Here is a 25392-nt window from a genome sequence, read left to right as displayed (position 1 = left end):
AACTCCAGTGTCACGGCGCCTCCTCCTGATCGAACGTTTATCAAGTACGAAATCGTATACGATAACTATGAACCGGGAACGTGATCCACGTCAACCCCCTCTTTGAACCCAAGTAGGTCGCAGTTCGGGGATGCTGGGTACGTGGGTGTGGAGCAGCGGCGAGGGAGAAGCATGGCGCACAAGGACGAGCCGGAGCTAATGAGGTTTGCCAATGGCCTTGAATGGGAACACTGGCTCGCCGCCAACCATGCCACCGAGACCGAAGCCTGGCTGGTGATCGGCAAGAAGAACTCGGGTGCCGGCCTCATCGAGATCCAGGATGCCCTCGACGGAGCCCTCTGCTTCGGCTGGATCGATGGCCAACGGCGCGGAAACGACGAGAAGACCTTCCTGCAGAGGTACTCGCGTCGCCGCGCCCGGAGCTCATGGTCGCAGGTGAACGTAGGCAAGGTGGAAGCCCTGATCCAGGCTGGACGCATGCAGCCGGCGGGCTTCGCTGAGATAGACGCCGCGAAGGCTGACGGTCGATGGGAAGCGGCCTACGTTTCGCAGGCCAACGTCCGGATTCCGGAAGACCTGAAAGCAGCCCTCGCTGGCGACGACGCCGCCAGCCAAGCCTTCGATCGCCTCGGCAAGACGGAGAAGTACCTCATCATCCTGCAGATCCTCAAAGCCCGCACTCCGGAGTCGCGCGCCAACATCCTGGGGAAGGCTGTGGAGAAGTTGGCGAAGGGAAGCTAGCCACTCTTACAAACTGTCGGTGGGCTCCCGTAGGGTACCGGCATGGACATCATCCTTGTACCCGGTTTCTGGTTGGACGCGTCGTCGTGGGAGGAGGTGACGCCTCCTCTGGTGGCCGCCGGACACACAGTCCATCCACTGACATTGCCCGGACTGGAGTCGGTGGATGCTTCACGCGCCGGCATCGGTCTCCGCACCCATATAGACGCCGTGGCTGCGAAGGTGGACTCCCTGGACGGCAAAGTGGTCGTGGTGGGCCACTCAGGTGGTGGCGCCATCATTCACGGTGTGGCCGACTCCCGCCCGGACCGTGTGGCGCGCGCCATCTACGTGGACAGCGGACCACTCGGCGAGGGAGGGGTCATCAATGACGAACTGCCCGACGACGGCGACGATATCCCGCTGCCGCCGTGGGAACTATTCGAGGAAGAAGACCTCATTGACCTGACCGACAACCTCAAAGAGGCCTTCCGTGCCCGGGCTATCCCCCAACCCAAGGGCGTGGCCGTTGACCAGCAACACCTCAACGACGTCCGCCGCTACGACGTACCGGCCACCATCATCGCCTGCCAATTCCCGTCGTCGCTCCTCAAGGAATGGATAGATGCCGGTCACCCGTTCACGGCCGAACTCGCCAGGATCCGGGACGTCCAGTACATCGACCTTCCCACCGGTCACTGGCCCCAGTTCACCAAGCCCAAGGAACTGGGCGAGGCGATCCTGGCGGCGGTGGGACGCACCCAATAGATCCCGACGACGGCGCTCACCGTGGGGCGGGCGTCGGCACCGAAACGCAACGGCCGCCGCCAAGTGGGCGGCGGCCGTTGCGGTGTGAAGCCGTTTACTTCAGGGATTCAGTGCTTGGGCGGCGTATTGGTGGCCGGCCCTTCCGGCGCCGCGCCACCCTCGCCGGTCCAGTCGCTTCCCGTGGTGTCATCCAGGGCAGGATCGGACACAACATCTGACTTAATGGTGGGCGTGGTGGGCTTGCTGCTGGACGTAGAGTCGGAGTTCTGCCCCGTTTTCGGTGTACTGATACCTGGGAACATCGCTTCCGCCTTCTCCATCAACTTCTTGCCGGCCTCATACAGGTTGTCCAGAATGTCCGGCATGGACTCTTGAACGGCCTCCGTGGCCTGATGCACGTTCTCTTGAACCTCAGGGTTCTTCCACAGCTTTTCAGTGCCTCCGCGGATCCGCCGATACACCTCCGGCCAGGACTTCGAACCCCAAACGTAGCCGACAGCCACGCCTACGGCGAACAATGCTTTCCCTTTCACAGCAATCACTCCTTCCGAGGTGTTATTCCTCGACATTAGCCCTGTAAGCCATGCCATGTCACCTGAACTTTGACGGCGGGGTGGGTTAACACGCATTTGCCGAAATAATCCTGCTGACTAAAGCGTTATGCCTACCATCGGATATCCGCAGGTGGCTACCGCATCCGGCGAAACCACCAGGACCTGGAGACAGGGGTGTTGGCGTGGAATCGAGGGCAAGACTTGAGCGGTCGGGCGCGAAAATGCAGGATGGCCTGAAGGGAGTCGCGGACTACCTCACGTCGCACCAGGCCGCGGATCCGCGGCATTATGGGCCCGCAAGCAAGGGCGAACTAATAGTCAGGTTACTTGCTACCAGCCGCGGGAGCCGCTAGCGTTACTGATGTAGTACCGAGTCTGACCCAATCGGCAGGAGTGCTTTATTGGCTGCATCTAATAAATTCATCGGGGTTTCACACTAGTTCCAATTCCCCACATTCCATAGGGCCTTCAGGGGCCCCATTACGGTGCCTACATCTTGGAACAGGCACCCGGTGAAATTACTCGCTTCATCACGTTCATGGAATTTCCATCAACAAGAAAGTAGGAGCAAAAATGGGTTTCTTTGGTTTTCTTCTGCTCGGTCTTTTGGCCGGCGCTATCGCAAAGCTTATTCTTCCGGGCCGCCAGGGTGGCGGCTGGCTGGTCACCCTTCTCTTGGGCGTCGTCGGCGCACTCCTGGGTGGCTGGATCGGCGGGCTGATCTTCGGAACGGGCCTGCAGGAATTCTTCTCCCTCACCACGTGGCTCCTGGCCATCGGCGGCTCCATCATCGTGCTGCTGATCTACGGCCTGGTCACCGGCCGCAAGGCACACCATGGCTAATAACCAGAACCGCGATGCCAAGGGTGAAGAACTCGAAGGCCAGTACTCCGAAGGCGATTACGGCGACGCTGGAGTGTCTCCGGAAACCCTGAAGGATGACGCCGGAGGCGACTACACCGAGGGTGACTACGCCGAGAAGACGGTACCTTCGGCGGACGCCGAGTTGGACGAAAAGAACACGGAAGACGTCCCTGGGGACCGACCCTTCTCCTCCGAACCGGACGAAGAAGCATCAGGCTCCAGTCGCCCGTAACATCTGAATACAGCCAAGAACCCGGAGAACTGCAGCCGCAGCCTCCGGGTTCTTGCGTTGCCAGGGGTTCTTGTGTTGCCGGGGGTTCCTGTGTTTCCGCGGCCTGATACTTTCGGGCATGGATTGTTGGGGCATCCACCGTGACGCCCGCGTAGCGTCGATGGAAAGAATGGAAACAGATGCGAGAGGGAGACCCAAGGCAATCGGGAGACCCAGTGCAGGAAGGGGACATGATGCAGGGCTGGAACCGGGCAATAGAGCTGATCGAGCAGGACCTCACTACGGACATCGAGGTGCAGGTCCTGGCCAGGGCTGCTTTGACGTCCGAGTACCACTTCCGGCGGATGTTCTCCTCCTTGGCTGGAATTCCCATCTCGGAGTACATCCGCAGGCGGCGCCTGACGGCAGCCACGGCGGAGATTCTGGAAGGCCGGACCGTGCTGGACGTAGCCGTGCGTTACGGGTACGGGTCAGCAGAAGCATTTACCCGCGCCTTCAAAGCCATGCACGGGCTGAGTCCCTCCGAGGCACGGCTTCCTGGCGCTGTCCTCCATTCCCAACCTCAGCTGAGGTTCCATCTCCGAGTCGAAGGAAACAGCGACATGAAGCACCGCATAGAAGACAAGCCGGCTTTCCGCATTATTGGCCTGAAAGCCCGCGTCCCGTTGGTTCACGAGGGACCCAACAACGCCATCATCGAGTTCCAGCGCGGATTGGATCCCGCTGTGACCAAGCGGCTGCTGGAGCTTGCTGACATGGAGCCGGCCGGCCCCTTGTCCATCACAGACAACATCGAAGAGCAGCGCACCGAGGGTAGCGAGCTGGACTACTGGCACGCTGTGGCCTCAACCAAACCAGTGCCGGAAGGTTTTGAATCCCTCGAGGTTCCACCAGGTTTATGGGTGGTCTTTGAAGCAGAGGGCAAATTTCCGGAAGTCCTGCAGGGCATGTGGGCCGACGCCGCAACCGAGTGGTTTCCCGCCAATCCTTACCGATGGGCGCCGGGACCGGAAATGCTCAGCGTCCAGGTAGAGCCGGGCGGCACGCACGGCCGCGGCCAGTTGTGGATTCCCGTCGAAAGGGAAGAGCTGCGCTGACAAAGCGGTTCCGAGAAGTACCTGGCGCCAATGAGCCGCGCCACCGCGGATCAGAGCCCCTTGCCACCCGTGACAGGAAGGACTGCCCCTGAAATATAGGATCCTTCGTCGGACGCCAGCAGGACGTAAGCGGGTGCCAGCTCAGCCGGCTGGCCAGCACGGCCCAGCGGCGTGTCCTGCCCGAAGGCGGGAAGCTTATCCGGCCATTCGGTGGCAGGGATCAGTGGAGTCCAGATGGGGCCAGGCGCCACAGCGTTGACGCGGATTCCCTTGGGGCCGAGTTCCTCCGCCATGGCCTTGGTAAAGGCCACCTGGGCTGCTTTGGTCATGGCGTAGTCGATCAATTGGGCGGAGGGATTGAAAGCCTGAATGGAGGCCGTGACAATGATGGACGCGCCCGGGCGGAGATGCGGGATGGCTGCCTGCGCCGTCCAGATAAGGGAGTACAGATTGGTCTTGAAGACTCGGTCAAACTCCTCAGTGGGGATGGTCTCCAGTCCCTCGCGGTTCTTCTGGTACGCCGCGTTCAACACCACCACGTTGAGCCCGCCAAGCTCCTGCACTGTACGTTCCACGATCTGGGCCGCGAAGCTTTCATCCCGTCCGTCACCGGGCAGCAACAGGACTTTCGATCCGCACTCACGGATCCATTCCGCCGTCGACCTCGCGTCCTCTTCTTCCTCCGGAAGATAGCTGATGGCTACGTTGGCGCCTTCACGCGCGTAGGCGATGGCTACTGCAGCGCCGATGCCGGAGTCGCCGCCGGTGATGAGGGCGGTCTTACCCTGGAGGCGTCCGTGCCCCACATAGCTTTTCTCGCCGTGGTCCGGCTGTGGATCCAGCGGCTTGGTGAGGCCGGGCTGCTCCTGCTCCTGCCGCGGAAATTCGCCGGAGTGGTACCCGCTGCGGGGATCCGACGGTGCGGAGCTGAGGCGGTTCCCGTCGGTTTGCGGCTTGTCGCCCGGGTTCGGATCACCTTGAGTCATGGTTCTGCCCCTTTCGGATAGCAATGAACGGTACTTTTGCCCTGTACCCAGCCTCCCCAGCTCCTAAACCCAGCAGCTCAGGTTCGGAGCGTCCTCGCTTTGACCATAAGGAACAGCCCGTACGCGATGAGACCGAGCGCCACTGCAGCCAACAGATAAGGTCCGTACGGCTGCTCCTTCAGGGCCTTGAGACCTCCGTCAAGCCCTGTTGATTGTTCGGGCTGGGCCCTGACCGCGGCGATAACCACCAGCAGTCCGACCAGGAACAGCGCGATCCCCTTGGCGATGTAGCCCACCACACCCACCCAGAGCTGGAACTTATGCACGGACTGGTTGGAGGACAACGAGAGGTCCTTGGTGAATTTCTTCCGGAAGCCGCGTACCGCAAACACGATGCCCGTAATGGCGATGCCGGCACCGATGGCAATGAGCAGGAATACTCCGAACGGCGCCTTCATGAGAGTCACGGTGAAGTCGCTGCTGGACTCCCGGCTGTTCTTCCCCTGCCCTAGGACAAAAGACATGATGGTGGCAGCCAGGGTAGCGAACACCAAGGCCTGACCCAGAGCAGAGAGCCTCTTGGTCAGTTTGTTGTCCGAGACGTTCCGGTAGCCAAGGATGGCATTTCCCAGTTGCCATAGGGCCAGCGCCGCACAGGCCGCAAAACATGCCCAGAGCAGGACCGGTCCTGCTGGCTTGCCGGCCAACTCGGTCACCGCGCCGCTGACATCAGCTTCGCCGCTACGGCCCACCGCGAGTTGGATTGCGATGACGCCGATGAGTATGTGCAGCAGTCCGCTCACGGCATAACCCGCCCGGGCAACAGCTGCGAAAGTTTTCGAATTAGCGGCTTCCTCGGCCACGCCGGCGGCCTTTCGCATCTCGTCCTTGATGACAAGCCTCCTTATGTATTGCGCTGGACTCCATCGTCCCTTAAACGACGTCGGGCAGGTACCTTCCCGACGAGAAAGGTTCCTGCCCGAATCACAAGCTATAGCGTCCTAGAATCCGACGACCGACTGCGGCCAGATGCTCCGGAGACCCGCGCCAAGGGGGTTGAACTGCTCACGGATAACCACCACTGCACGGGCCTGGCCAGCAGCGTCCCCGGCATGGCCAGCGGCGTCCGCGGAGCCAGCGAGGGCATCGGACTTCGTGTGGGCGGCGCCGGCAGTCACGGACTTGGCGGAGATCTGGTCAGTCATTTCGGTGGTCCTTCCTGGAAGTTCCCGTCAGCTGATTGGCTGATGTTTCAACCATCGGACGGGCTCCTCAAGAAGGACGCCGGGTCATCTCAAGATTCCCTCAAGATTTCCATCAGGTGCTTTCGGCCGGATCCACCCGGCCCGGGTCAGGCAGCAAGAAGCCGCTCAATCTCGGCAAAACTCAGTCCCGATGCGATCGCAAGGTCCGGAAGGCCCGCGCCGCCCGCAGTAGCTTTTCGCATGGCCGCGGCCAAGGAGCCCTCGGCTTCGTCCATCTCCCATTGGAGGCCCTCGACGCGCGCGGAGGCCGTCCACACCTCGTCCAACAAGCCGGTCCTCTGCGAAGCCCCTGGATTGGCGACAGCCACCTCTGGTGCCACCCCTGCCTCTGGTGCCGCGCCCGCTTCTAGTGCCACGCCGGGGAGAGCGTCATTTCGCGCTGCCCTGACAACTACTGCAGTCATGTGATGCCCTCCCATGTAAGAATGTGTCTCGGAAAACTAGTTATATGACAATCTAACTAAATCCGCCACCCATGTCCGAACAAGGTGTGATGCACGTCACTGAATATTGAGCGTGAGGAATGCCGAAGCCAGTACGTCTTATCTATGACGGCGCACAACAAGCGCCGCATCCAACTGAGAGGAGTGATCGTCATGACGATCCAAACGCACACCCCCGCAGACGTTCCGGCCAAGAACGCGCAGAGCACTTCCGCACCCCTGCTGGACTCACCGAACAAGGGTAAGGACGGCCGCGGCGCCACCACAGTGGCCGACGGCGTAGTAGCAAAGATTGCCGGCATCGCCATCCAGGAAATTCCCGGCGTACATGCCCTCGGTGGCGGGGCAGCCAGGGCAATCGGCAATCTCCGCGAAAAGGTGGGCCAGAAGGACCTTACTCAGGGCGTCAACGTGGAGGTCGGACAGACCCAAGTGGCTGTGGACGTAACTCTGGTTGTCGAATACCCGCACCCGCTTCAGGAGGTCGCAGACAACGCACGCGACGCCGTCTACACCGCGATCGAGGACTTGGTGGGCATGGAGGTCACAGAGGTCAACGTCACCATCACTGACATCCACGTACCCTCCGAAGACGCCGACGCCGAAGATTCCGAGCGTGAGCCGAGGGTAGCGTGAGCCCCACCATCGCGGGCCTGGCCATAGGCGCAGTGCTGGCCCTCGCGGGTCTTGCCTTCGGTTTCTGGGGCCTGCTGCTCACAGCACTGTTCATGGGAATCGGAGCGGTGCTGGGCCGCTCGGCCGAGGGAAAGCTTGACCTTCGCGGGGTGCTGGATGCCTTGCGGGGCAAGCGCTCATCCTCATGAGCGGGACAACCGCCACCATGGACCGCGTCGCAGACAGGGAGACCCTGGGGCACAACCGGATCACCCATCACGCGATTCGGCAAACCGTTGAAGCCGTCACCGCCCGCGCCTTCCGCGTGAGCAGAGACAACGTGACGGCCGCCTTGGAGGACGACGACGGCAAGCTCGGGGTCAGCGTCTCCGTCAAGTTGACGCTTCCCCCACTTTTGGGGCCGCGAAACGGTACAGGCACCGTCTTCGAACTGGCGCAGCACGCCCGCACAGAGATCGCTTCCCGCGGAGCGGAACTGACCGGGCTGGAAATCGGCCGGGTGGATATCCGCCTCACGGGCGGTAAGCAGGATCAGCCCAAGGAAAGGAGAGTGACATGAGCCAGGATCCACAGATCCGACGCTTGATCCGGCGGGAAACGCACTCTTCACGCGCTGTCGCCTCCATACTGACCGCTTCAATCCTGCTGGCTGTCTTCCTGTGGCTGACGCTCGAGTCCGTGTTGTGGTTGCTTAAGGATCAGCCCTTGCTCGCCAGCCCGGCCATGATGCTGCGGTGGCTGCAGGACCTTCCAGGAAACACCATCCCGGCGGGCATGACCGCGGCCGGCATCGGCGTGGCCGTGCTGGGCTTGCTGTTGCTCGGACTTGCTGTGGGGAGGGGACGGCGGCACCGCCGTGCTCTCGAAAGTGAGCGTGCAGCAGTAGTGGTGGACGACGACGTCATCGCCGCAGCCGTTTCCGGCAGGGTCCGGCTTGCTGCCGGCCTGGCGCCGGGTCAGGCGACCACCACCGTGGGTGGACGCTCGGTACGCGTACAAGTGCGGCCGACGTCGGGCCAACCGCTTGAGGTGGAGAACGTCCGGGAAGTGGTGGACGGCGAACTGGCCACCTACGGACTGCACCGCCGGGTGACGTCCGGCGTCCAGGTTCTAAAGGAAGGAGCGGTAGGGCAATGAGAAACACCAATCGGGCGCTCAACCGCGTTCTGCTGACCCTGGTGGGAATCGTCCTGCTGGGTACCGGTGCCGCACTCATCGCGGCCGGAACCCTCCCATGGTTCGCGGACCTTTGGGCCACCACGGCATCCTCCGTGCGGGAGCAAGCCCGCAGCCTTGCCGGGACGGCGCCCCTGCCCGAACCCGTTCGGAGCTGGTGGCTGGTGCTGGGAGTTGCCGTGCCCCTGGTGGGCGCTGCCCTCAGCGTCGCTTGGCTGGCAAGCCAAGGCGGCGGCAAAACACCCCGCCTGGCCGAGCAATCAGAAGGCACGGCCGGACGAACGGTCATAGACTCCGGACTGATTTCCACCGCCATCCGTGAAGCCCTCAGCGGGAACACGGACGTGCTGTCAACATCCGTCTCGGCGTGGGAATCCCGCCGCGGCACCGCGCTCCACATCCGTTTGGAAGCACGGAAAGGGGCATCCCCCAGGGACCTCGCGGACACAGTAGACCAACTTCTCCGGAAAACAGACGCGTGGCTGGGACATCCATTGCCCGCCCTGGTCCGAATTACCAGCGGCACCCGCACACAGCTTGCCGGATCCCGGCGTGCGCGGTGACCGGCTCTCAGATTTTTCATTGAAAACACGCGCGGTTCCGTAGAGCCCGCACAACGAGAAAAGGGAACACCATGGGAATCAACGACAAGATCAACAACGCCGCCACCGAACACCTCGGTGCCGCAAAGGAAGGCGCCGGAAAGCTCATTGGCGACCAATCCCTGGAGCGCGAGGGTCAGAACGATCAAGCACAGGCCAAGATCCAGCAGGCCGGCGAAAAGGTCAAAGACGCCGCCGCAGATATCACCGAGAACATCAAGGATGCGGCTCAGAAGCTCAAAGAAGGCTTCACCAAAAAGTAGCGTCTTTCGGGACGGTTCCGCGGGCAGGCGGGACCGTCCCGGCACGTTCGCTGTGCATGACGATAACCACCGTGCATGACGATTACCACTAAGACCCTCGACCACAGCGGATTGGGAAGGCAGACAACGTGACTGGTTCACCCGCAGCGCAGCACCAACTGGACCTCGTGCCCGATGCTCTGCTGGCTGGCAGGGCGGCAGACGGTGACACCGCAGCCTTCGAAGCACTCGCCCGGCGCCACGGCCCCTTGATGCGCGCCACGGCCCGCCGATTGACCGGCTCGCTGGCCGACGCGGACGACGTCGTGCAGGAAACCCTCGTCCAGGCTTGGAAGCAACTGGACAACCTTCGGGACCCTGCAGCCGTCAAAGGATGGTTGCTGAGGATCGTGGGCAGCCGCAGCATCGACCACCTCCGGAAACGCCGACATCACCTGGGCTTGGACGATCTGGACAACAGCGCGGAGAACCACGTGGAAGACCACCGCAAACCGCAGACGATCGACCCCGAACACAGCGCACTTAACACCTCACGCGTGGAAGCCCTGAAAGCGGCGCTCGCCATGCTCCCTGAGGAACAACGCCGATGTTGGGTACTTAAGGAGTTCAATGACCAGAGCTACGAGGAGATCGCACTGACGTTGAATATCAGCCCGGCAAGTGTTCGCGGCCGCTTGGCCCGGGCACGGATCACTCTTGCGCGCACGATGGAGGAATGGCGATGAACACTCCCGGCGATGCCTTGGAATGCGGGCACAGCCTTGCAGAGCTGAGCACCTATCTGGACACCGGAGAGATCGCGGATCCCGCCCATCTCCGATCCTGCCCTGAATGCCAGGCTGGTCTTGCCTCGTTGCGCCACCTCTCCGAACTTGGCAGTGAGCTGCTCAGCTCGGATCTGGCAGACGCAGGCTCGGGCCACGACGACTGGATGCAGTCCATACTGGATAACCTTCGGTTGGAATTGCGCCCCGGCAGGAACATACCCTTGCGGACCGAGAACCCGAATGACACCCTCTGGGAAACTGAAGGAGCCATCACGGCACTTATCCGTTCCGTTGCCGATGCTCTCCCGGGCACCGCGGCCGGCAAGTGCCGGTTGCACGGCGATCTCACCGGAGGTGAGAGCAGCACATCAGGAGCCGGGATCATTGTGGATGTGGAGATAGCAGTGGTCTACGGTCACCCCATGGAGGAACGAGCTGCTGAGTTGCGCCGCGAACTGGCCAAGACGCTGGCCTTCCAGACGGAGCTGACCATTGAGGCCATCAACATCACGGTGACAGACGTCCTGGAACTGCCTGCCACGCCCACACCAACCATCCCCACGGCTGCGGCTACGCCCTTGCCTTCTGAGCCTCAGCCTTCTGAGCCCGTGCCCTCTGATAGGGAGGACCTGCCATGACCGAGCATCTGGAACCCGCGAGCTCCTCACCGTGGAGCATCTCCCGGTCGGACGCCTCGCCCGTCGCAGCTGAACCCCATGCCATTGCTCCGTCGTCAGCGGCTGAGGAACTGCTCCGGGTTATCCAAGCCGTGGAGGGAGTCACAGCCGTGTATCCGGCCCAACCCTTGTGGCAGTCGATAGCAGGAGCGGCCATAGCTGCCGTGACCGGCGAAAGCCTTCCGCTGGTGGCCGTCTCCGGCGGTGCAGATCCGCTGGCTGTGAAAGTCAGAATCGGCGTGGGCACCGTCCTCCCCGCACCCAAAGTAGCGCGGAAAGTAGCCGAAGCTGTCCGCAATCACCTGCTCCCCCGGCCTGCCGCCGTCGAGGTTTTTGTGGTGAAGGTACACCCCGCGAGTTGAGAGCTAACGGCAGTGGTTGGCGCCTAATGGCATCTCGGCGCAGCTGGCTTTAGCGGGCGTCCTTCTTGGCTTGGCGTTGGGCGCCTTGTGATCGGCTGGAGGCGTCCCGCTTTACCCCGCCGGTGGTCTTTTGGTGGGATCGCGCCCGGCCCGAATTGCCGGTGGAGGAGGTACCGGTTCCCGTGGTCTCCGGTCCGGTGGACTTGCCGGCGGCTGCGCGTTCCAGCCGCTCGTCCTTGAGCTCTTCTGCGGCCTCATGGGCCACTCTGGCAAGTTCGGTACTCACAACGGACAGGGCTTCCTCGAACACCAGGGCGCGGGCACGAGCTTTATCCGATTTGTTGGCTGCGGCACCGCGACCACCAGCCTCCAGTACCTCGTCCGCTGCTTTGCGCCGGTAGTTGGTGGTGTATTTGTTCCGGGCTTTCCGCACCCGTTTATGGAGCTGGAGCAGCCCTTCCTCGTCGAGGAGCTCAAGCCTGGCTGGCTCCAATTCGCGAATCAAATCAAGTTGACCTTGCTTCAACACCCACAGATATTGGTCCATTTGCCGATACTTCCACACCTCCTGTCCGAGGTATAGAGCGTCACGGAGTTCTCACCCGAAGAGGTCACCGGGCAGTGGGTCACGGGCTGGCAGATCCGCTTCCAAGAGCCAGGCTGTTGCCTCCGCTTCGGAGGTGAAGAACCGTGTGGGGCAGGGTGCCGGTTGAGCGGCCAGTTGGTAGTCGACGAGTATCCGGTCAACGGCATTTTCGCCCAGCAACGCGATCTTGGAGGCTGCGCAGGGTTCAATGAAAACGTCCCGTGCGGCGCGGCTCAAGTGGCTCGCATTGGCCATCCTGACCAGTAAGGGATAGCGATTGCCGTCAGCGAATCTGTTGACCGCATCCACGGCGGCCCGGGCGTTGTCGGCCTCAATACGGACACCGGGGTGCCATGCCAGTAAAAGGACATTGTCCGGCTCAAGCTGGAGGGTGTAATCGATGTGGTCCGCCTCAGCCATGGAACCGCCTCCATCTCTGCAGAAACGCAGGATTGCCCGTGCGCCACGGGCTGACTCCACCCTGCACCACGCATCAATCATCCCGTCTCATCCAAAAAGAGTGATTTTTGGCGTGGGACCCTGGGCCCTGACCTGTCAGGCGGTAAACCGGCGTCGGTAGTCCGTGGGTGAGGTGGAGAAGGCGCCGGCAAAGTTCTGCCGCAGAGTCACTGCACTGCCGAAGCCGCAGTCGGCGGCAACCTGGTCCATGGATAAGTCGGTGGTTTCCAGCAGACGGCGTGCAGCATCCAGCCGGCGGGTGCGTATCCAGGCCGACGGCGTGGTCCCGGTGGAGGCGCGGAAGGCGCGGACGAAGGTTCGCCGGCTAATGTGGGCTTGAGCCGCAAGCCGGTCAACGCTGAGGGGTTCACCCAGCCGGCCCAGTGCCCACTCAAGCAGCCGCGCCATGGGGTCGCCTTCGGCGCGTGGCGGTAGGGGGTGCTCTATGTACTGGGCCTGACCGCCTTCCCGGTGCGGAGCGATGACCAGGCTTCGAGCCACCTGATTGGCTGCCTCGGACCCCAGCCGACCCCTCACAACGTGCAGGCACGCATCGAGTCCGGACGCTGTTCCGGCGGAGGTCAGCACGTCGCCGTGATCGATATACAACACTGTTTGGTCGAGGGAAACGCCGGGGTGCCGGGCTGCGAGGGAATCAAATGCTTGCCAGTGCGTTACGGCCGAACGTCCGTTCAGGAGTCCGGCGTCTGCAACGGGGATGGCGCCCAGGCACAGCCCCACAATGGTCGCTCCCCTGCCGTGGGCCTGCCTGAGGACCTTGCTGAGGGCTTCGCTGGTCTCGCGTTCGTCGTCGAACCATGATGGCACCACCACGACGTCGGCCTGTTCCGCCGTCGAAAGTCCTTGAACCTCGCCCAGTGTGTAGCCTTCAGCGGTGTGGACGTGGCCTGCCCGGTCAGAGAACAGGACGGTGGTCCACTCAGCCAATCCTTGGCGTGAGACTTCGTCAAACACCATTTGGGGGACGGCCAGGTGAAACATCGTGACGCCGTTGAATGCATACACCGCGATCTTCACGCTGAATTCCTTCTTCTTCATTTGGCCCAAATCAATCGTATATGGGCATACGTGCCACTGGTGCCCCATGACCCCTGGACGAAAGATGGAAGGGACCAGCAATACGCCCCAGCAACCACTTCGGGAGAACACCATGAGCACCACCCGCCGCGCCTTGATCCTCGTTGATGTCCAGCAGCAGTACTTCAGCGGGGCCTGGGAAATTCAGTACCCGCACCACCAAGAGTCGCTTCCCAGGATCACCCAGGCGATCGATGCAGCTACTGCTGCAGGCCTTCCCATCGCAGTGATCCAGCACAGTGAAGGTGAAGGCGCGCCCGCCTTCGCCCCGGGAACCGCCGAATATGAGCTGCACCCGGAGGTGGAAGCCCGCAGGACCGGCGCATGGAAAGCGGTGGTCAAGCAGTACGGCTCGGTCTACGCAGGCACCGACGTTGCCGCTTGGCTGCGGGAGCACGACGTCCACACCGTCACCTTGGTGGGCTACATGACCAACAACTGCATCCTCGCCTCGGCCGTTGAAGCGGAGTTCCTCGGCTTCAGTACCGAAGTTCTCTCAGATGCTACGGGAGCCGTCAACCTCAGCAATGACGCAGGCACCGCTGACGCGAAGACCGTGCACACCACCTTGATGGCGTTGCTGAACTCCACCTGGGCTGCGGTTGCTTCCACCGAAGCATGGGCCAAAGCCGTTGAGGCGGGGCAGACGCTGGAAAAGAGCGATCTGGGCAGCTCCGCAGTGGCAGGAGCGGCCGTGCACGCAGCATCCTGACACCCTAGTGCGAGGACGGCGAGTCCGCGCTTTCACTCTCTTGTTCTTCCGCCGCTGTCTGCGCATAAGAGGCAGACACGCGGCGGTAGACGGGAGTCAGGAACGCGATCAACGCCACCACGATCATGATGATGCCGGCGGCCAGGAACACCAGGGCGATGCCGCGGGAGATCCCCTCGCCCAGCAGCGGTTCAAGGCTGGCCGCTCCTTCCGTGGAACGGGCGTAGGGAATGATCCAAAATTGGGCGATCGGGGCAATGAGGAAGGCAGTGATGGGCGCTGCTGCAGATTCGAAGGCCATGGCGAAGCCGAACACACGGCCTTGCCTGGGCAGCGGAACCACCTTCTGAATGACGGTTTGCTCGGCCGCCTCCACCACGGGGACCAGCGCCATGTAGAGCCAGATTCCCACAATGTATAGCCAGGCCCACTCGCGGAGAGTGAACACTGCACCGATGAGTCCCATGACCGCAACTGCAATGAGCATGGTCCGCAGGGGGTTGGAGCCGAGACCGAACTTTCCTATCAGCGCACCGCCCAAAATGAAGCCTGTGGCACCGATGGCAAAGACGACTCCCCACATTTCCACGGAGAACATCTCCAGGCCGTAAGGGTCCATCAGCGCCATATAGACACCGCCGATGAAGTTGTTGAACGTGGAGAAAAGGATCAGTGCGAACAGCCCGGATATCGCCATGACAGCAGCCCACGAGCCCCGCAGGTCGAAGCCGCCCTGAGCGTCGGAGGCTGCTGCTTTCACTTCTTCCGGGAGGCGGAGCGTGAGCAAATGAGCGAAAGCGAGGGCCGTCAGGACCAGGGCTACAACAACAGTCCATCCCATACCCAACAGCCCCACCGATAGTCCGGAGAGGACCGAGGTGACGATGAACATGAGCCCTTGGACCATGCCCACCAACCCGTTGGCGTTGGCCCGCCGATCGGGTTCGATCAGGATGGTGACGGTGGTGGACAGGGCAATGTTCCGCATGTTCTCCACCACCGCACCGATCAGGATGATCATGGTGAAAATCCAGAACCACGGTTGATTCAGGTCGAGCAGTGCCGACTCGGGGGTCAGTAGGAACATGACGCCTGAGAGGACGAACATCACCATGGTGAAGGCTGCGGCGAAACGCATCACAGCCAGTTTCCGGTATCGGTCCACGAAAGTTCCGAAGCTGATGCTGGAGAGGGCAATCAGCAGCATGTACGCGCCGCCGATCACTCCAGTGGCAATGACGTTGCGTGTCTCCAAGTACACCCAGAACGTCAGGGCGAACCACAGGTAGCTGGTAGTGATGTTCGCCAAGGCGGTGTTGACCAGGATCCCGTAGAAGGTCCGGGATCTTTGCTCGGGAGTGCGTACGGAGAGATCAATGCTATCAGTAGACGCGGCGGAGGCCGGTTCCTGCTCGGTCATGCGTCCCAGTAAACCACCGCCGCCAGCGTCCCGGTAGTATCGGCAGGGAATCCTAATGACGCTTGGGGGAGTTACAACATGACGGAAGTTCAGGGGCAGCTGTCCTTCACTGATGACATCAGCCGGGACTTGGAGTTGCAGGAATACGGCCTGGACCCTGCTGTGGATTCCACGCTTCTTCCCAATGCCGCCGTGATGAGTGCCCTGCAGAACCTGGTGCGGCTCGCCACCGAGCTTTGCGGTGCTCCCTTTGGCGTGGTCAACATCATCAGCGCGGAGTACCAGCACCAGATCGGCGCCTGGGGCGTGGACCCCGGCATTTGCTCACGTGAGGATTCCATGTGCGCCAAGGTGTTCCTCTCCCGCGAAAGGACCGTGGTGGCGGATGCGTCGCAGGATCCGCGCTTCGCAGACAATCCTTTCGTCACCGGTGAAATTGGGAACGTCCGCTTTTACGCATCGGTCCCGTTGCAGACAGAATCCGGCTTCGTCCCCGGAACTTTGTGCGTCTTCTCGGACAAAACCAAGAATCTGCGCCCCGAACAGGTGAGCCTGCTGGAGGTCCTGGCGAAGCAGGTGGTGGAGTTGTTGGAGCTGCAGCACCGCACCGTACAGCTGGACCGCACCTATGCCGAGCTGAAGGACAGCAACGCCAAGCTCGCAGGGTTTGCCGGACGCGTCAGCCACGATCTCCGCATTCCCCTCACCACCATCCTGGGCTATGTGGAACTGGTGGAAGATGATCCCGACGTAGAACCGACCAGCACCGCCGCGCGCTACCTGGACCGGATCGGCTCCAGCGGACGGCGGATGCTGGGCATGCTGGAGGACGTCCTGAGCTACTCCCGGGTGGGCGGCGCAGTCCAGCCCACGCAGGTTTCCCTTCGGCAGGTCACCGAAGAAGTTGCCCGTGACTTGGGCATTGAGAACCACCGGATCGTGGAAGTTGAAGATCTGACTCTCCATGCCGACCGTGGTCAACTCCGCACATTGCTGCAAAACGTGCTCTCCAACGCCATGAACTACCGCAGTCCTGAACGCGATCTCCGCGTCCGGATCAGCGGGGTTTCCAACTACCAGGGCGCCACGATCTTTGTGGCGGACAACGGCAAGGGCATCAAACCCGAGGACCGCGCCAAAGCCCTGGAGCCGTTGGTGCGTCTGCGGCGGGAAGGTGACGGCCCGGGTTCCGGACTCGGCCTGGCCACGTGCAGCAGCATTGCCAAGGCACATGGGGGCGAGCTCACTTTGACCGAAACTCCCGGCGGCGGAACTACGGTGGCAGTCAGTTTTCCCGCCGGCCTCTAGCCGCTCCGGGGTGTCGCCGGGTCCTTAGCCTTTCGAACTGTCATCATTCGAGCATGGCTACCTCGTTCGGCCGGTAGGGAACCCATGCAGCGGCCCGCCCCAGTCCGCTCACCATTCACGATCCCACTCGTCGTCATCGTGCTCCTCATGGCCGCCTGCGTCCCCCTGCCAAATCAGCCAAAGACCGCCGCACCCATCGCGGTAATCGGCGAGGCCCCGTCCAGGATTGCCCTGCAGGGAACAATCGTTGACATGACGACCCGTACGGCAGGTGCAGCGCCTACCGTGGCGACGTGGCAATACATCAACGGGGCCCAGACCTTAAACAACAAGCTCGATGACCGGCTGCTCAGTATTTTCGATGCCCGGGCCGGCGGACGCCACGAACCCGCGGCGCTGCCGGCCACCCCCGGCGCGCTCCTTGCCGACGGCGTCTCGGTGACTCATGAAATTATCCTGGCCACCGGAAGCATCGTTGGGTCCAGATTTGTGCAAACAACAATGAACGACGGCGTCCGCACCGGTCTCATCGACGAGATCACCTATGAGGACCTCAGCACAGGCGTTGTCACCGGCAGTGCCGCCCTGATCAACCCGGGGATGACCGGCACCTTGCGGGCACTACTCGCCGAAGCCATCAGCCCGAGCCTCACCACAGCCCCGACTACAACGACCCCCGCAACGCCCGCACCGGCACCACCTTCCGCTGATGACGCCGGGTTGCTCACCGCCGTCGCCTTCACCACCCAAGGGCTCCTCAGCGTTACCCTCCACCGGGACCCCGGAACAGGCGCAACTCTCCCCCACCCCGTCACCGTGACGTTGAACGCCGACGCAACAGCCGACGTCGTGTCGCCAGCAGGTGAGGCTCTTCGCACCGCAGTGATCACCGGCGCACCCTTCAATGCTCCCCAGCCAGACCGCGGCGGCGCAGCTCACATCAACTGCGATCTCGTGGCCTGCGCGGCACTCACCTACGACGACGGACCCAACGCCCAAACCACCCGGCTTCTGGCGATTCTCGAAAAACACCACGTCTTTGCCACGTTCTTCCAGCAGGGCGGATACGTGAGAGCCAACCCGGCGGTGGCGAAGGCCGTGGCGGCTGCGGGCCACACCATCGCAAACCACACCATGAGCCATCCGTACCTCACCAAACTGCCGCCCGCGGGCATCGCGAACGAAGTCCAAGGGGCACGGAACGCCATTGAGAGAGCGACGGGAGTGGTGCCAGCCTATGTGCGGCCGCCCTACGGAGCCACCAATACGTCAGTTGCTGCCTCGGTCGGATTGCCCCAGATCCTCTGGGATGTGGACTCCTTGGATTGGCAATCGAAGAGCAAGGCAGCTTTCCTCCCCCGAATCATGGGCCTGGTCAAACCCGGCTCCATCATCCTCCTCCACGACGTCCACGCTTCCACCGTGGACGGCCAGAGCGAACTCATCACCCAGCTCAAAGGCAAAGGCTTCTATCTGGTCACCCTCCCGCAGCTTTTCGAGGGAATCGACCTGAAACCGGGCGCATCGTACAAATGTCGCGGCGCCGCCCCGGGGTGCGTCGCCGGACGCTGAACTTCGCCTCAGGCCGAACATCGCAGGGCGTAAGGCACGACGGCGGCAGGTCGCCGTCGTGCGTTAATCCGCGCGGTTGGGGCTACTTGCCCTCGCCGGACCCCTTGGCCTTCTCGGGCTTTTTCTCGCTCTTGCCGCCGCTCTTGTCCTTGGCTGTGTTTGCTACGTCGTGGCCCGGCACCACAGCGGAGGCTGGGGCCGGCGCCTGTACTGGCGCGGTCGCCGGGTCCTGAACAGTGACTACCTCGCCAGGCTGCACGCCTGCAGTACCGGCATCCGGGTTACCAGCGTCGGCGGGCTCAGCGTCAGCGGGCGCCGGTGCAATCGGGACAGAGGGGACAACCGGCACAGTCGGCTGCGGCTCCGCTTGGGAAACGCCAGTGTCCGCGGGCTGGGAGGGATCCATCGTGTTGCCTGTTGGTGTGAGTCCCTGAGAGAGGATCAGCAGAGCGATCGGAATGGTCACCGCTGCCGCCGCCACGCCACGAACGGTCTTGGGCCGCCGTTTGCTGAAGTCCCTGAGGGTGGTGACGGTGGCCTGCCGCCTGGTTGGCGTGCGCAGTGGCGGCCGCGACGGCGCGGCAGGCAGCGGCGCGGCAGGCAGCAACGCGGTCCTTCGCCCGGACTGGATCCCTTCCTCGGCGAGCGCCTGCTCCACGTCGTGTGCCGTGGGGCGCTTTCCGGGGTCCATGTCCGTCATGGCTTCGAGTAGCTCGCGCAGTGGACGGGGCAATTCCACGGGGATTTGCGGCGCGCGGTGAAGTCGGGCTGATGCGGTCTCTATGGGAGTTCCTGGGTATTCAGCTTTTCCGGTGAGGCATTCGAGGAGTACCAGGCCCAGCGAGTAGATGTCGCTGGCAGGTGTCAGCGCCAGTCCCTGCGCCTGCTCGGGGCTGAGGTACTGGGCGGTCCCCACGGTGAAGCCTGTTGCGGTGAGGCGGTGGTCGTTCATGACCAGCGCGACGCCGAAGTCCGCTAGTTTCACTGACTGCTGTCCCAGGCCGTCGTCGTCGGATACCAGGATGTTGGCTGGCTTGATGTCGCGGTGGATCACGCCCTGTTCATGAACCTGGGACAGGGCCCCGGAGAGCCGGATTCCGATCCGCGCGGTTTCCGGAACGGTAAGGGGTCCATCGGTGAGCACGGCGCGCAAATCCCGGCCCTCGGCCAGTTCCATGACCAGATACGCGCGTTCTTCGTGGTTGCGTGTATCCACCCCGGCGTCGAAGGCGGCCACGAGTCCTGGGTGGTCAAAAGCGGCCAGGAGTCGCATCTCGTTGTCCTGGCGGGCTCGGAACGACTCGTCGCCTGAACCGGGCAGGAAAATTTTGATGGCTACCTCGCGGCTAAGCAGCAGGTCCGTCGCTTGGTACACGGCGGACATGGCGCCCCGGCCGAGCAGGGATCCCAGCTGGTAGCGGCCGCCGAGTGTTTCAGTGGCGCCTGTTTCTGTTTCCGCAGTTGTGCCGGAGGTGGGGAGATGGGGGTCTACGGCCTCGTAGTTGTTGCCCACGAATGTCACGTCCTTCAGACATACCCGGAGTCACGGACCCAACTACTGTCCTTGCGCCACCCAGGCAATGCCGTCGATCAAACTTTCACGATGGCCGCGCGGCCGACTGCTTCAGCCACGTGCGGCCCAGGCAAACAGCCCAAACAGCATCATCCGGTTTACCAGATAAGTAGTCAGGATACTGATTAAGCAGCCGTAAGGGTAATGCAACGGCTCGACCACCCGGGCGTCAGGCGGCCTGAAGCCTGTCCACGGCTGCGCGAAGCTCGCCCGCAGGAACGCCCAGCGACCATTCAGCCACGTCAGTGATGAACCGCGTAAATGCCTCGTAATCGAAGGGCTCGGCATTGTTGACGTAGGAGCCTACGCCGTCAATGGCAACCCAGATGCGGACGCACGCCGCAAAGGGGTCCTCCACCACAAAGTCGCCGGAGGCGACGCCATCCTCAATGAGGGCGGTCAGCCGGTTGCGATCCAAGTGTTCCTGACCCAGCAGCGCCTCGGTCAATGCCGGAATAAACCGGCAGAGGTGCCGGGCATTGAGCCATAGCCGGCTGAGCGCCAAGGTTTCATGACCCTCACTGCGCGAGACCAGGTGGGCCATGCGCTCGAGTGGGGTTCCGGCGTCGGGAAACAACTCTTCCCGCTCCTCCGAAACGGCGCGCACAAAGGCGGCGATCACCAAGTCTTCAGCAGCCGGATAGTAATGGCTGATCAGGCCGGGCCGCACACCCAGGCGGTCGGCGACGGCGCGGAGGGTGATCCGCTCCAGTCCCTCACCCAAGGCGATGGAAGCGGCTTCGGAAAGGATCTCGGCGCGGCGCTCGTCAGGTAATTTTCGGACGCGTTGCGATGTGGGGCTTGACACCATGCCGTTCAGTCTATTGGATTAGTGACCAATAGCTCATTGGTCGTGCGACCAATAGCGTCCATGGATCGGCATCCCAGCGTTGCGAACCGGTCCTTGCCCGAGAGGAACAGCGTTGTCCCACCCCCACTTGACCGATGCGGTCAGCTATCCCGAACCCCTTGCCCACCCCGAAAAACGCGGCATTGAACTCATCGAATCGTCCGAACGCCGTGGCCGCGCCCGGGACCTCTTCCCGGTGTGGGCCGCCCCAAACGTCAGCGTCCTCAACTTCACGGTGGGCGCCACGCTCATCCTGCTGGGCATGGAGCTCTGGCAGGCCTTCCTGGTCATCATCGCGGGCAGCCTCCCGTGGATCCTCACCGGCATCGTGGCCACCAGCGGCCCGGCAGCAGGCACCTCCGGCTCCGTCATCACAAGGGCCATCTACGGAATCCGCGGGAACCGGGTGGTTGTCGCCTTCTTTGGCTGGTTCATTTCCGCCGTTTTCCTGGCGCTCAACTGGCTCGCGTCCTCGTTCATGGGCGCCGAGCTCCTGGCGCAGATTGGCTTCACCGATCCCGTCCTTGTGCCGGTGCTCGTCACCATTATTGTTGCCGCCATCACCGTGCTGGTGGCCGTGTTCGGCCACAGCCTGATCCTGCGCAGCTACCCCGTGGTTGCCTCGGTGTTGCTTGCCATCTTCCTTCTGGTGACGGCCTTCGTCCTGCCGCACGTGCAGTGGGGCTACACGGCTCCTGCACCGTTGGAGGGTCTGCCGCTATGGTCTGCGATGACCATCGGATTCGCCATCCTCGCTTCCTCTCCCCTGTCCTACTCAAATAGCCCGGACCTGGCGCGATACCTTCCCAAATCCACCAAGCCTTTGCACATCATCGCGGCCACAGCGCTCGGTGGCGCCCTGCCAGCCATCTTCTTCACCTCAGTGGGCGCATTGCTCGCAACAGGGATTAACTCCGCAGCGATGGATCTTGGCATCGAATCGGCGCTCTTGGCCCTGCTCCCGGCCTGGCTCGGGCCCATCTTCGTGGTGGGCGTCATCATCAACACCATCGCACTCAACGGCATGACCACCTACACGGCGAGCATGGCGTTCCAGTCCATCGGCGTCCCCATCCGCCGCATCCCCTCGGCAGTGGTAGTTGGAGCGATCGGCACAGCGCTGACCATCTATCTCGTCATGTCCACCAGCCTGCTGGACGCGGTGAACATCATGCTGCAGCTCTTGGTCCTCATCTCAGGACCCACCATGACCGTCTTCGCCACGGACGTCATCCTCCGACGCAACCGCTACAGCGGCGATGACCTCTTTGACGAGCAGCCCGGCAGCCGCTTCTGGTACTCCGGCGGCTGGCACGTCCCCGGTTTGCTCGCCATCGGCCTTGGCGCAGCCGTGGCCTCCCTGTTCCTCACCAGCTCTGTGTGGACCGGCCCTATCGCCGCGGCGATGGGCTTCCTGGACCTCTCGGTGCCGGTGTCCATGGTGGTGACAGCCGGGGTCTACATCGCCCTGACGCGCCTCGCCGCGAAACGCCGCCCCACCGCGATCCCCTCCATCGAAGGAGCCTCCGCATGACCACCACCGGAGCCCATCCCCCGCGTTACGGCGGCGCCGCCGGCCAACCCACCGTGGACTCTTGGCAGGAAGGCCCGCATAACCGGTGGACCTTCGCCCACCTTGGTGAAATGCTGCCGACGGCGTCAGTCACCCGCCGCTTCCCGGCCGCCCCGGCGGCGGCCACTGAGCGGCTGGCTGCCCTTGCCGTTCCCGGCCTGACTCAGCGCCTTGAGGAAACATACACCGACGCATTCCTGGTCCTGCACCGCAACGATGTCATTGCGGAGTACTACCGCCCTGGCTTCGCCCCCGATGACCTGCACCTGGTCATGAGCATTTCGAAGTCGATGTGCGGCCTGGTGGTCGGGGCCTTGGTGGATTCCGGAGACATCGTCACGTCCGCCCGCGTGGTTGACTACGTCCCGGAACTCGCCGGGTCGGTCTACGACGGTCCCACTGTCCAACACGTCCTGGACATGGCTCTCCACCTCAACTACAGCGAGGACTACCTGGATCCGACTTCCGAGGTGCAGACCCACGACCGCTCCGCCGGTTGGCGCACCCGCCGGGATGGCGACCCCGAGGACACCTACGAGTTCCTCACCACGCTCACAGGCCACGGAACCGTGGGCCGCTTCCAGTACTGCTCCGCGAACACGGACGTCCTGGCTTGGATTATCGAGCGCGTGACCGGGCTCCGCTACTCAGAGGCCCTGTCCAAGTACCTGTGGTCCAAGCTCGACGCAGACCGGGACGCCACCATCACTGTGGATTCCAGCGGTTTCGGCTTCGCTAATGGCGGGGTCTCCTGTACTGCCCGCGACCTCGCGCGGGTGGGCCGGTTAATGCTCGACGGCGGCGTAGGTCCGGCGGGCCGGGTGGTGTCCGAGGGGTGGGTCCGCAGCATACTCGCTGGCGGAGACCGGGAAGCCATGGCCGACGCTTCCTTCACCGGCATACACCCCCAGGGCTCCTACACCCGCCAGTGGTGGTGCACGGGAAACGAGCGAGGCTACGTGACAGGAATCGGCATCTACGGCCAGTACCTCTGGATCGATCCCTCCACCGATACCGTGGTGGTCCAGCTCTCCACCTGGCCTGAACCGGATAGCGGCCGCCTCCACGAGCTCCAGAACCAGCTGCTCCTCGATGTCAGCCGCTCCTTGGATCAGCCCGTCGCATCACAAGAGATACCAACAGAAGAAACTGCCCAGGAAAGCAAGGAAACCGCAGCGTGAGAACCCAGCTCTACATCAACGCCCGCATCTTCACCTCCGATACCCGCCGCTGGGCTGAGGCCATGCTCGTCCAAGGGGAGCGCATCCTCTACGTGGGAGACGCCCACACAGCCGAACGCCTGCGCCCGGACGCAGAGCGGATTGACCTCGAGGGCCGTTTGCTGGTGCCCGGATTCGTCGACGGCCACGCGCACGTCGTCGGCACTGGAGAAGCCCTCAGCCAAGTGAGCCTCTGGGGAGCCAAGTCCGTGGAAGAGATCCAACAGCGCATCAAAGCCAGGGCCACCGAACGCCCGGATGCCCACCGGGTCCTGGCTACGGGCTGGCTGCACGGAGCAATTCCGGGCGGTGTACCGGACGCGGGGATGCTCGATGCCGTAGTCCAGGACAAGCCTGTGTATGCCTTCGCCTACGACTTCCACTCAGCATGGGTGAACACTGCGGCGCTGGCTGAACTCGGGATCGATGACCACACACAGAATCCGCACGGCGGCACCATCAAGCGCGATTCCCACGGGCACGCCACCGGTTACATCGACGAAAACGCGTTCTACGACATCGTGCTCCCCTTCCTCGACGCGCAGGTCAGCGAGGATGAGCACGAGGCCAGCATCGCTGCCGTCCAACAGGCCTACCGCGAGACCGGCGTGACCACTGCCTGCGATATGGGATTCAACGAGACCGACCTCGAAGCCTTCAACCGTGCCGATAAAGACGGCACACTGACCAGCCGGCTCATCGCCTACTGGCGCGTCAACAACGCTGGATCGGCGGAGGAAAACATCGCCCAGGTCCAGCGGGCGGCCGCGCTCGCCGTCGACCATGGTTCGCCGTTCCTGCGCGTAGTGGGCATCAAAGTCATCATTGACGGCACCATCGACGGGTGCACGGCCACCTTGGGTATGCCGTACGCCGATGGTTCGAATGCGGAGCCGATCTGGAGCCTTGAGGAACTCGCGCCCGTGGTTGCCGCCGCAGATGCCGCCGGTTTGAAGGTTGCCATGCACGCCATCGGCGACGAATCGGTGAGGATCGCGATCGGCGCCGTGGAACACGCCGTTGCGGAGAACGGCCCCCGCGAACGCCGTCACCGCATTGAGCATCTTGAGCTGGTGGACAGGGCCGACGTCGATCGCCTCGCCGCGCTGGGCATCACCGCCAGCATGCAGCCGGTCCACGCCGATCCCGCTATCAGCGAGAACTGGGCCGCCAAGTTGGGTGACCACCGCGTGGAGCACGGATTCGCGTGGCCTTGGATCACGGACGCCGGCGCCCGCCTCGCTTTCGGCACGGACTCCCCCACCTCCCCGCACGCACCACTGCCCAACATGTATGTGGCCACCACGCGCGCTTCGGCCTTGGACGCGTCAGCCGGAACCAACGTGCCGGAGTTCGCGCTGCCGCTGGCCGATTCCATCGAGCATGCAACGCGCGATTCTGCCTGGACGTGCGGGGCTGAGCATGAGATTGGTCGCCTCGCCGCTGGCCTGTACGCGGACTTCGTGGTACTTGACACCGACGTTTTCGCCACAGAGGACCCTGGAGCTCTCCTGGAAGCAAAGGTGCTGCGGACTGTGGTGGGCGGGCGCACCGTCTACACAGCTGATCCGCGCTAACCGCAGCCGAACGCCCGACGGCGACCTCCCGC

General features: G+C 63.0%; 31 protein-coding genes. 20 read left to right on the top strand and 11 right to left on the bottom strand.

Annotated elements, in window-relative coordinates; translation table 11 throughout:
- Positions 1–171 precede the first annotated feature (171 nt).
- Both ACIQH5_RS07070 and ACIQH5_RS07065 read left to right on the top strand, forming a co-directional pair.
- A complete protein-coding gene (locus ACIQH5_RS07070) occupies positions 172–741 on the top strand; it encodes a YdeI family protein (RefSeq protein ID WP_400401532.1) in 570 nt (189 codons plus the stop codon).
- 42 nt (positions 742–783) lie between these two features.
- Complete coding sequence (locus ACIQH5_RS07065) at positions 784–1488, top strand: alpha/beta fold hydrolase (protein WP_400401530.1); 705 nt, start codon at positions 784–786, stop codon at positions 1486–1488.
- 107 nt (positions 1489–1595) lie between these two features.
- Here ACIQH5_RS07065 and ACIQH5_RS07060 read toward each other — a convergent pair whose 3' ends face one another.
- The gene (locus ACIQH5_RS07060; RefSeq protein ID WP_400401528.1) at positions 1596–2021 is read right to left on the bottom strand and encodes a hypothetical protein; all 426 of its coding nucleotides are present in this window, start codon (positions 2019–2021) and stop codon (positions 1596–1598) included.
- Positions 2022–2615: 594 nt separating this feature from the next.
- Here ACIQH5_RS07060 and ACIQH5_RS07055 point away from each other — a divergent pair.
- From ACIQH5_RS07055 to ACIQH5_RS07045, 3 genes are all read left to right on the top strand, one after another.
- Positions 2616–2885, top strand: a complete 270-nt coding sequence (locus ACIQH5_RS07055; protein WP_309075078.1) for a GlsB/YeaQ/YmgE family stress response membrane protein — start codon at positions 2616–2618, stop codon at positions 2883–2885.
- Positions 2878–3138, top strand: a complete 261-nt coding sequence (locus ACIQH5_RS07050; RefSeq protein WP_400401526.1) for a hypothetical protein — start codon at positions 2878–2880, stop codon at positions 3136–3138. The genes ACIQH5_RS07055 and ACIQH5_RS07050 overlap by 8 nt, the downstream gene beginning before the upstream one ends.
- Positions 3139–3371: 233 nt before the next feature.
- Positions 3372–4235: a helix-turn-helix domain-containing protein gene (locus tag ACIQH5_RS07045; RefSeq protein ID WP_400401865.1), complete on the top strand. Its 864-nt coding sequence runs from the start codon at positions 3372–3374 to the stop codon at positions 4233–4235.
- 50 nt (positions 4236–4285) lie between these two features.
- Here the strand turns inward: ACIQH5_RS07045 and ACIQH5_RS07040 are convergent, their stop codons facing one another.
- The 4 genes from ACIQH5_RS07040 to ACIQH5_RS07025 form a co-directional block, all read right to left on the bottom strand.
- Positions 4286–5221: an SDR family oxidoreductase gene (locus tag ACIQH5_RS07040; protein WP_400401524.1), complete on the bottom strand. Its 936-nt coding sequence runs from the start codon at positions 5219–5221 to the stop codon at positions 4286–4288.
- A 77-nt stretch (positions 5222–5298) separates the two neighbouring features.
- Positions 5299–6102, bottom strand: coding sequence for a DUF1206 domain-containing protein (locus ACIQH5_RS07035; RefSeq protein WP_400401522.1), 804 nt, complete (start codon positions 6100–6102; stop codon positions 5299–5301).
- Positions 6103–6222: 120 nt separating this feature from the next.
- Positions 6223–6426, bottom strand: coding sequence for a hypothetical protein (locus ACIQH5_RS07030; RefSeq protein WP_400401520.1), 204 nt, complete (start codon positions 6424–6426; stop codon positions 6223–6225).
- Positions 6427–6572: 146 nt separating this feature from the next.
- Positions 6573–6890 carry a hypothetical protein gene (locus ACIQH5_RS07025; protein ID WP_400401518.1) on the bottom strand — a complete coding sequence of 106 codons (318 nt, stop codon included), beginning with the start codon at positions 6888–6890 and terminating at the stop codon, positions 6573–6575.
- A 192-nt stretch (positions 6891–7082) separates the two neighbouring features.
- Here ACIQH5_RS07025 and ACIQH5_RS07020 point away from each other — a divergent pair, with 192 nt between their 5' ends.
- The 9 genes from ACIQH5_RS07020 (at position 7083) to ACIQH5_RS06980 (ending at position 11412) form a co-directional block, all read left to right on the top strand.
- On the top strand, positions 7083–7565 hold the full coding sequence (locus ACIQH5_RS07020; RefSeq protein ID WP_400401516.1) for an Asp23/Gls24 family envelope stress response protein: 483 nt from the start codon (positions 7083–7085) through the stop codon (positions 7563–7565).
- Positions 7562–7753, top strand: coding sequence for a DUF2273 domain-containing protein (locus ACIQH5_RS07015; protein WP_062072541.1), 192 nt, complete (start codon positions 7562–7564; stop codon positions 7751–7753). The genes ACIQH5_RS07020 and ACIQH5_RS07015 overlap by 4 nt, the downstream gene beginning before the upstream one ends.
- Positions 7750–8124 (top strand): hypothetical protein, encoded by a 375-nt coding sequence (locus ACIQH5_RS07010; protein WP_400401514.1) that lies wholly within the window; start codon positions 7750–7752, stop codon positions 8122–8124. Before ACIQH5_RS07015 ends, ACIQH5_RS07010 begins: the two co-directional genes overlap by 4 nt.
- Complete coding sequence (locus ACIQH5_RS07005) at positions 8121–8702, top strand: hypothetical protein (protein ID WP_400401512.1); 582 nt, start codon at positions 8121–8123, stop codon at positions 8700–8702. The genes ACIQH5_RS07010 and ACIQH5_RS07005 overlap by 4 nt, the downstream gene beginning before the upstream one ends.
- A complete protein-coding gene (locus tag ACIQH5_RS07000; RefSeq protein WP_400401510.1) occupies positions 8699–9304 on the top strand; it encodes a hypothetical protein in 606 nt (201 codons plus the stop codon). Before ACIQH5_RS07005 ends, ACIQH5_RS07000 begins: the two co-directional genes overlap by 4 nt.
- 71 nt (positions 9305–9375) lie before the next feature.
- Complete coding sequence (locus tag ACIQH5_RS06995; RefSeq protein ID WP_400401508.1) at positions 9376–9606, top strand: CsbD family protein; 231 nt, start codon at positions 9376–9378, stop codon at positions 9604–9606.
- Between the two features lie 128 nt (positions 9607–9734).
- A complete protein-coding gene (locus tag ACIQH5_RS06990; protein WP_400401506.1) occupies positions 9735–10331 on the top strand; it encodes an RNA polymerase sigma factor in 597 nt (198 codons plus the stop codon).
- Positions 10322–11011, top strand: a complete 690-nt coding sequence (locus ACIQH5_RS06985) for an Asp23/Gls24 family envelope stress response protein (RefSeq protein ID WP_400401504.1) — start codon at positions 10322–10324, stop codon at positions 11009–11011. Before ACIQH5_RS06990 ends, ACIQH5_RS06985 begins: the two co-directional genes overlap by 10 nt.
- Positions 11008–11412, top strand: coding sequence for a hypothetical protein (locus tag ACIQH5_RS06980; RefSeq protein WP_400401502.1), 405 nt, complete (start codon positions 11008–11010; stop codon positions 11410–11412). The genes ACIQH5_RS06985 and ACIQH5_RS06980 overlap by 4 nt, the downstream gene beginning before the upstream one ends.
- A gap of 49 nt (positions 11413–11461) precedes the next feature.
- On the opposite strand, the gene ACIQH5_RS06975 is transcribed toward ACIQH5_RS06980, so the two are convergent.
- From ACIQH5_RS06975 to ACIQH5_RS06965, 3 genes are all read right to left on the bottom strand, one after another.
- Positions 11462–11959, bottom strand: a complete 498-nt coding sequence (locus tag ACIQH5_RS06975; protein ID WP_400401500.1) for a hypothetical protein — start codon at positions 11957–11959, stop codon at positions 11462–11464.
- Positions 11960–12010: 51 nt separating this feature from the next.
- Positions 12011–12418, bottom strand: coding sequence for an STAS/SEC14 domain-containing protein (locus ACIQH5_RS06970; protein ID WP_400401498.1), 408 nt, complete (start codon positions 12416–12418; stop codon positions 12011–12013).
- A gap of 135 nt (positions 12419–12553) precedes the next feature.
- Complete coding sequence (locus ACIQH5_RS06965; protein ID WP_400401496.1) at positions 12554–13516, bottom strand: GlxA family transcriptional regulator; 963 nt, start codon at positions 13514–13516, stop codon at positions 12554–12556.
- 112 nt (positions 13517–13628) lie between these two features.
- On the opposite strand from ACIQH5_RS06965, the gene ACIQH5_RS06960 reads away from it, so the two are divergent.
- Positions 13629–14267 (top strand): isochorismatase family protein, encoded by a 639-nt coding sequence (locus tag ACIQH5_RS06960; RefSeq protein WP_400401495.1) that lies wholly within the window; start codon positions 13629–13631, stop codon positions 14265–14267.
- 4 nt (positions 14268–14271) lie between these two features.
- Here ACIQH5_RS06960 and ACIQH5_RS06955 read toward each other — a convergent pair whose 3' ends face one another.
- Positions 14272–15687 carry an MFS transporter gene (locus ACIQH5_RS06955; RefSeq protein ID WP_400401493.1) on the bottom strand — a complete coding sequence of 472 codons (1416 nt, stop codon included), beginning with the start codon at positions 15685–15687 and terminating at the stop codon, positions 14272–14274.
- A 78-nt stretch (positions 15688–15765) separates the two neighbouring features.
- Between ACIQH5_RS06955 and ACIQH5_RS06950 the strand changes: the two genes are divergently transcribed.
- Both ACIQH5_RS06950 and ACIQH5_RS06945 read left to right on the top strand, forming a co-directional pair.
- On the top strand, positions 15766–16995 hold the full coding sequence (locus ACIQH5_RS06950) for an ATP-binding protein (RefSeq protein WP_400401491.1): 1230 nt from the start codon (positions 15766–15768) through the stop codon (positions 16993–16995).
- Positions 16996–17247: 252 nt separating this feature from the next.
- Positions 17248–18567, top strand: a complete 1320-nt coding sequence (locus ACIQH5_RS06945) for a polysaccharide deacetylase family protein (protein WP_400401489.1) — start codon at positions 17248–17250, stop codon at positions 18565–18567.
- A gap of 82 nt (positions 18568–18649) precedes the next feature.
- Here the strand turns inward: ACIQH5_RS06945 and ACIQH5_RS06940 are convergent, their stop codons facing one another.
- Positions 18650–20080 (bottom strand): serine/threonine-protein kinase, encoded by a 1431-nt coding sequence (locus ACIQH5_RS06940; RefSeq protein WP_400401487.1) that lies wholly within the window; start codon positions 20078–20080, stop codon positions 18650–18652.
- Between the two features lie 229 nt (positions 20081–20309).
- On the bottom strand, positions 20310–20951 hold the full coding sequence (locus ACIQH5_RS06935; RefSeq protein ID WP_400401485.1) for a TetR/AcrR family transcriptional regulator: 642 nt from the start codon (positions 20949–20951) through the stop codon (positions 20310–20312).
- A gap of 112 nt (positions 20952–21063) precedes the next feature.
- On the opposite strand from ACIQH5_RS06935, the gene ACIQH5_RS06930 reads away from it, so the two are divergent.
- The 3 genes from ACIQH5_RS06930 to ACIQH5_RS06920 are packed head-to-tail and all read left to right on the top strand — an operon-like array spanning position 21064 to position 25360.
- Positions 21064–22524 (top strand): purine-cytosine permease family protein, encoded by a 1461-nt coding sequence (locus ACIQH5_RS06930; protein ID WP_400401483.1) that lies wholly within the window; start codon positions 21064–21066, stop codon positions 22522–22524.
- Complete coding sequence (locus ACIQH5_RS06925; RefSeq protein ID WP_400401481.1) at positions 22521–23744, top strand: serine hydrolase domain-containing protein; 1224 nt, start codon at positions 22521–22523, stop codon at positions 23742–23744. Before ACIQH5_RS06930 ends, ACIQH5_RS06925 begins: the two co-directional genes overlap by 4 nt.
- Positions 23741–25360, top strand: a complete 1620-nt coding sequence (locus tag ACIQH5_RS06920; RefSeq protein ID WP_400401479.1) for an amidohydrolase — start codon at positions 23741–23743, stop codon at positions 25358–25360. Before ACIQH5_RS06925 ends, ACIQH5_RS06920 begins: the two co-directional genes overlap by 4 nt.
- Positions 25361–25392: the final 32 nt, after the last annotated feature.

Source organism: Paenarthrobacter sp. NPDC091711 (assembly GCF_044756605.1).
Lineage (GTDB): Bacteria > Actinomycetota > Actinomycetes > Actinomycetales > Micrococcaceae > Arthrobacter.
Note: the sequence above shows the minus strand (reverse complement) of the source record. Positions and strands in the feature narration are given on the sequence as shown.

Bases quoted from the DNA above. Each gene is read 5' to 3' on its own strand.
- ACIQH5_RS06970 (WP_400401498.1), bottom strand. From the start codon at position 12,418: ATGGCTGAGGCGGACCACATCGATTACACCCTCCAGCTTGAGCCGGAC.
- ACIQH5_RS07040 (WP_400401524.1), bottom strand. From the start codon at position 5,221: ATGACTCAAGGTGATCCGAACCCGGGCGACAAGCCGCAAACCGACGGG.
- ACIQH5_RS07030 (WP_400401520.1), bottom strand. From the start codon at position 6,426: ATGACTGACCAGATCTCCGCCAAGTCCGTGACTGCCGGCGCCGCCCAC.
- ACIQH5_RS07035 (WP_400401522.1), bottom strand. From the start codon at position 6,102: ATGCGAAAGGCCGCCGGCGTGGCCGAGGAAGCCGCTAATTCGAAAACT.
- ACIQH5_RS07055 (WP_309075078.1), top strand. From the start codon at position 2,616: ATGGGTTTCTTTGGTTTTCTTCTGCTCGGTCTTTTGGCCGGCGCTATC.
- ACIQH5_RS07045 (WP_400401865.1), top strand. From the start codon at position 3,372: ATGCAGGGCTGGAACCGGGCAATAGAGCTGATCGAGCAGGACCTCACT.
- ACIQH5_RS07070 (WP_400401532.1), top strand. From the start codon at position 172: ATGGCGCACAAGGACGAGCCGGAGCTAATGAGGTTTGCCAATGGCCTT.
- ACIQH5_RS07065 (WP_400401530.1), top strand. From the start codon at position 784: ATGGACATCATCCTTGTACCCGGTTTCTGGTTGGACGCGTCGTCGTGG.
- ACIQH5_RS07025 (WP_400401518.1), bottom strand. From the start codon at position 6,890: ATGACTGCAGTAGTTGTCAGGGCAGCGCGAAATGACGCTCTCCCCGGC.
- ACIQH5_RS06955 (WP_400401493.1), bottom strand. From the start codon at position 15,687: ATGACCGAGCAGGAACCGGCCTCCGCCGCGTCTACTGATAGCATTGAT.
- ACIQH5_RS06935 (WP_400401485.1), bottom strand. From the start codon at position 20,951: ATGGTGTCAAGCCCCACATCGCAACGCGTCCGAAAATTACCTGACGAG.
- ACIQH5_RS06925 (WP_400401481.1), top strand. From the start codon at position 22,521: ATGACCACCACCGGAGCCCATCCCCCGCGTTACGGCGGCGCCGCCGGC.
- ACIQH5_RS06950 (WP_400401491.1), top strand. From the start codon at position 15,766: ATGACGGAAGTTCAGGGGCAGCTGTCCTTCACTGATGACATCAGCCGG.
- ACIQH5_RS07010 (WP_400401514.1), top strand. From the start codon at position 7,750: ATGAGCGGGACAACCGCCACCATGGACCGCGTCGCAGACAGGGAGACC.
- ACIQH5_RS06980 (WP_400401502.1), top strand. From the start codon at position 11,008: ATGACCGAGCATCTGGAACCCGCGAGCTCCTCACCGTGGAGCATCTCC.
- ACIQH5_RS06945 (WP_400401489.1), top strand. From the start codon at position 17,248: ATGACGACCCGTACGGCAGGTGCAGCGCCTACCGTGGCGACGTGGCAA.
- ACIQH5_RS06995 (WP_400401508.1), top strand. From the start codon at position 9,376: ATGGGAATCAACGACAAGATCAACAACGCCGCCACCGAACACCTCGGT.
- ACIQH5_RS07005 (WP_400401512.1), top strand. From the start codon at position 8,121: ATGAGCCAGGATCCACAGATCCGACGCTTGATCCGGCGGGAAACGCAC.
- ACIQH5_RS06965 (WP_400401496.1), bottom strand. From the start codon at position 13,516: ATGAAGAAGAAGGAATTCAGCGTGAAGATCGCGGTGTATGCATTCAAC.
- ACIQH5_RS06975 (WP_400401500.1), bottom strand. From the start codon at position 11,959: ATGGACCAATATCTGTGGGTGTTGAAGCAAGGTCAACTTGATTTGATT.
- ACIQH5_RS07000 (WP_400401510.1), top strand. From the start codon at position 8,699: ATGAGAAACACCAATCGGGCGCTCAACCGCGTTCTGCTGACCCTGGTG.
- ACIQH5_RS07020 (WP_400401516.1), top strand. From the start codon at position 7,083: ATGACGATCCAAACGCACACCCCCGCAGACGTTCCGGCCAAGAACGCG.
- ACIQH5_RS06960 (WP_400401495.1), top strand. From the start codon at position 13,629: ATGAGCACCACCCGCCGCGCCTTGATCCTCGTTGATGTCCAGCAGCAG.
- ACIQH5_RS06985 (WP_400401504.1), top strand. From the start codon at position 10,322: ATGGCGATGAACACTCCCGGCGATGCCTTGGAATGCGGGCACAGCCTT.
- ACIQH5_RS07050 (WP_400401526.1), top strand. From the start codon at position 2,878: ATGGCTAATAACCAGAACCGCGATGCCAAGGGTGAAGAACTCGAAGGC.